The organism is Barnesiella sp. CU968 (assembly GCF_905219685.1).
Classification (GTDB): Bacteria; Bacteroidota; Bacteroidia; order Bacteroidales; family Muribaculaceae; genus Lepagella; species Lepagella muris_A.
The window spans coordinates 1-4,145 of sequence record NZ_CAJMXD010000264.1 but is presented as its reverse complement, the minus strand read 5'-3'; the positions used below and the strand labels follow the sequence as shown (position 1 = coordinate 4,145).

At 43.9% G+C, this 4,145-nt stretch carries 4 protein-coding genes; 1 reads left to right on the top strand and 3 read right to left on the bottom strand.

Going from position 1 to position 4,145, the window contains the following annotated elements:
- Positions 1-377: 377 nt before the first annotated feature.
- Positions 378-1,727, bottom strand: coding sequence for a cell wall metabolism sensor histidine kinase WalK (locus tag JX312_RS09890; protein WP_204457873.1), 1,350 nt, complete (start codon positions 1,725-1,727; stop codon positions 378-380).
- Positions 1,728-1,755: 28 nt separating this feature from the next.
- Positions 1,756-2,424, bottom strand: coding sequence for a response regulator transcription factor (locus JX312_RS09885; RefSeq protein ID WP_123406835.1), 669 nt, complete (start codon positions 2,422-2,424; stop codon positions 1,756-1,758).
- 76 nt (positions 2,425-2,500) lie between these two features.
- On the opposite strand from JX312_RS09885, the gene JX312_RS09880 reads away from it, so the two are divergent.
- Positions 2,501-2,743, top strand: coding sequence for a TIGR03905 family TSCPD domain-containing protein (locus tag JX312_RS09880; RefSeq protein WP_123406833.1), 243 nt, complete (start codon positions 2,501-2,503; stop codon positions 2,741-2,743).
- A gap of 58 nt (positions 2,744-2,801) precedes the next feature.
- Here JX312_RS09880 and JX312_RS09875 read toward each other — a convergent pair whose 3' ends face one another.
- Positions 2,802-4,088, bottom strand: coding sequence for a BNR repeat-containing protein (locus tag JX312_RS09875; protein WP_124029823.1), 1,287 nt, complete (start codon positions 4,086-4,088; stop codon positions 2,802-2,804).
- Between the last annotated feature and the right edge of the window lie 57 nt (positions 4,089-4,145).

Genomic DNA, 4,145 nt, shown 5'->3' with positions numbered 1-4,145 from the left:
ATTACAACTTTAAAAGAGGCGGCCTTCGAGCCAACCGCAGACGTTAGAAAATTTACAGCATCATTGCTTACTCCTACCGTAAGATCGAAAACGGCAAGAAGAAACAATAACACGACTATTCCCAGAAAGAAAATTTCCATAATACTGTGGATTGAATGACAGTTTCTTACAGACCGGTCAGATTACAGAATATGTTATCCGCACCTTCCGGTTCAATTATTTAACAATTAATACATTGCAAAATTCGGTGATAATTATTAAATGTTGATGTATTTTTTGTTAACTTTTTATTAAGAAAATGCCTGACAAAATCGTCTGCGTCCAAATCCTCATACAGTCTGCGGAGACTCAGGCAGTTGCTGATGTTTTTCGTCCGGTTATGGATATTTAAGGTTAAAGCGGAACGTAAGACCTTTGTTGCTCTCTGCCTTTATTTTGCCGCCATGAATGGCGACCGCGTTGCGCACTATTGCGAGACCGAGACCTGTGCCTCCGGACTCCCGTGATCTACCCTTGTCAATTCTATAAAACCTTTCGAAGATATAAGGAAGATGTTCCTGAGGAATACCACAACCGTTATCCGATACTATAAAATTGCATTCATTATCACATTTGACAACAATTGTATCGCCTCCGCTGTAGGCAATCGCATTATCTATAAGATTCTTAAAAACAGATTCCAGCAGACTGCAGTTCCCGATAACTGTAATATCAGGGACATCAACCACAATCTTCATATCGGTCCTCAGCCGCATGTCCCTTACAACATTATCAATAAGCGGCTTCAGCCTGACTGCCGATTTCCTGATCACTCCGATGCCTTCATCCATTCTCGTTATCTCTGATATATCTTTCAATAAATTATCGAGTCTGGTTGCATTTGAATATAAACGATCCATAAAATCCCGTTTCATAGATTCATCCATCTCCGGATGCTCTCTGAGAAGTTCAAGTGAAACAAGAATTGAGGCTACAGGAGTCTTCAATTCATGATTTATATTATTTGTAAGCTGTTTTTTAAGTCGTATCTTATCCTGTTCCTGTCGTAGAGCCTCTCGATAACCTTCGTCTCTCTGAACATATAGTCTCACTATATGGCTCGCAATGCTGCCGAGTTCGTCTTTCGGGAAAGCCTCATCCTCATAAATTTCTTCTCCTTTCTCGGCTTTCCCTGCAAATACATTAAGGCGCTTTATACTTGTAGAAATCTTGCGTGTGGCAAAATAGGCAAAGAAACTCATAAACAGCGTGAGTATAATCATGAACCATATCAGGCGGCTGTCAATCTTTAAAAATTCCCGGAGGCTGTGAGTGTAAGGGGCTGCGGAACGCACTACAACCCCGTCATCCCCCATCTGCGCTGAATAGAAATAGCTGACATCATCGCTTTGAGAATGACGTTCGGAGGAATGTCCGTGCCCTTTCATCCGCGCTTCCAGAACCTCCGGCCGGTTATTATGATCTGTCGTCGGGAAAGGTGTCTTGTCATTATTGTCATAAATTACCTTTCCATCACGTGCTATCAACGTAAGTCTGATATCATTGACCGGACTTGTCACATGGGATGCCGCTGAATCGGCAGTCAACCCGCATCTTAAGTCTTCAATTATTCCGGAATTGAATGTCTGCAGCTGCGAGTCCAGAAGAATAGTCTTGAATTCTTTCTCTCGCTGATACTGGAAAACAACGAATGTCCCTACAAGAACCCAGCATATCATGAGAACCATGACAAAGATTCTCGTATGAAACCCGATATTAATCCTGCCATCCATACCCATATCCAGATCTTGACACTATATTGCGCCCATATGGAGATATTTTACTCCTCAACCTTGTAACATGTACATCTACAGACCGGTCTGTAACGATTGTCTTTTCCGGCCATATTCTGTCCAACAGTTCTTCCCGCGAAAAAATCCGTCCTTTGTTTTCAAGCATGAGAGCCAATATCTCGAACTCTTTACGCGGCAATCGTACTTCTTTGTTGTCTACAGTACAAACAAGCGTATCTCTGTCACATTTTACACCGTTACAAGACCCCTTGATACCCGTACGTCTCAAAACAGCTTCAATTCTTGCCTTGACATTTCTAAGTGAATAGGGTTTCGCGATATAGTCGTCCGCCCCTATATCAAGACCCGTAATCATATCATCTTCCGAGTCTTTTGCTGTCAGAAAAATAATCGGGACATCTGCCGTCTCTTGCCTGCTACGTATTATCTTCGCAAAATCAATACCGTTCATTCCATCCATCATTATGTCAAGAAGAATCAGATCAAAGTCGCTCAAATCCATTGCCATGGCACTTTCGGCATCATGACATGCACACACATCATATCCTTCAAGTTCGAGGTAAACCTTCAACCCCTCTCTTAAAGCTTCTTCATCATCTATAACCAATATTCTGCGCTTCATATAATTCATAACGCAAAATAGTGCAAAATATATTATATTTTCGCTAATTTTGCAGACAACAAAATTATTTTAAAATTACTTTGACATGAAATACAGTTATAACACCAATGGCACATGTTCCCGTGTAATTGACTTCGAAGTAGAGAACGGCATTCTGAAGAATGTAAGATTCACAGGAGGATGTCACGGTAATCTGCAAGGCATCGCGGCTCTCGTGGAAGGTCTTGAGATAGAAGACGTGATACAAAAGCTCGAAGGAATCAGATGCCGTGAGAAACCGACCTCCTGCCCCGATCAGCTGGCAAATGCTTTAAAAGAAATTATCTGACAGCCACAATGTCATTTACCACCACATTTTTCTCAATCCACTGAACTCTCACACCTGTTCAGTCCCTTAACTCTATTACTTTCACAGTGGTAGATTCCCCGGAGTCAGAAACTACTTTTTCTCCGTCCCCCTGATGCACCTCCTGTACAAAGATATCAAGTTCACCCCTTTTGTTCCAGCGGTTTATATCAAAAGTCGGTTCCCAGGCATCAACGGAATAATCGGTCAGATCCATTATGCGCCAGCCTGATTCTCCGAGTGACTCCGTGAATGCTACCGACACACGGCTGCATCTTTCCGAATCACGGAATATATAATATGCTCTCTTTCCGTCTGATGCTATCCGGGGTCGGGAAACAGGTATCATTTTTGTTCCTCCCCCTGAGAGTGAGAAAGGTGTTTTTCGGTCTCCGACTTTCGACATCTTCCACTCCTCGCCGTTGTGCCACACGAGACGATACTGAGGAATGGAATCATTTTCATCTCTCCAATATGTAGCGATATATGGTCGACCGGAGGAATCTGCAGTCATCGAAGTCTGATTGATAAGTTCGGAATTCTGAGGCACGCTCCATGCCTTTTCTGCATCGCGTATTGTGATGGGCAATTCATACCGGGTGCCCTCAGTTCGCTGCCATGTTTCCCCTCCGTCATGAGATACGGCATAACACAAGTCATGATTGGTCTCCACAAGCCAGGTCTCCCGCCATACCCACGACAGATAAATAACACCGGCTTTGTCCACATACATCTGCCAATAGGCATTGCGCTCCCCTTCACCGTCTATCAATATGTCATGCACGCGATTCCATGTCCCGGATGACACGTCATACCTGTTCAATACCAGATTTCCTCTACCCGAGGCTCCCGAACGATATGCGAAAAGCATATCACCCGAGGGAAGACTGTAGAACTCGGGATATGTCACATCCTCTTCATCTTTGCCTGTCATGCCGCGAAGCCCGGAGAACTGCAGCGACCCCGGAGCTACGGAACGCGCATATTTCAGCGGATGTCCGTGATGGTCAAATGAGAGATGCAGATAACCCTTGCCGTCAAGTCCGATTGATATAACGTTATGACCGTCCGTCACATTACCCTTGTATCCGGTACGTGCGACAGTCCACTTCTCCGATTCAAGTCGTCGCTTGCCGACCATCACGTAACCTTCCGGATCATAATATGATATATACTGCACACTGTCATTACTGATGAGAGAAGCGCCTCTGAACACAGCAGCATTGACAGACGTCTTGCAATACCCTTCCCCTACCGGCAACTCTTTTGCGTGGCTGTCATTTCCGCCAAACAATAACCCTAAAACAGTCAGAACAATCGGATTCATGCCGCAAAGATAATAATTCTGACAAATTCTCCCAAGAACAAGAGCTTGTTTAAAAGC

Excerpts from the sequence above, each read along its gene's own strand:
- JX312_RS09890 (WP_204457873.1), bottom strand. The coding sequence starts at position 1,727 with ATGGTTCTCATGATATGCTGGGTTCTTGTAGGGACATTCGTTGTTTTC.
- JX312_RS09880 (WP_123406833.1), top strand. The coding sequence starts at position 2,501 with ATGAAATACAGTTATAACACCAATGGCACATGTTCCCGTGTAATTGAC.
- JX312_RS09875 (WP_124029823.1), bottom strand. The coding sequence starts at position 4,088 with ATGAATCCGATTGTTCTGACTGTTTTAGGGTTATTGTTTGGCGGAAAT.
- JX312_RS09885 (WP_123406835.1), bottom strand. The coding sequence starts at position 2,424 with ATGAATTATATGAAGCGCAGAATATTGGTTATAGATGATGAAGAAGCT.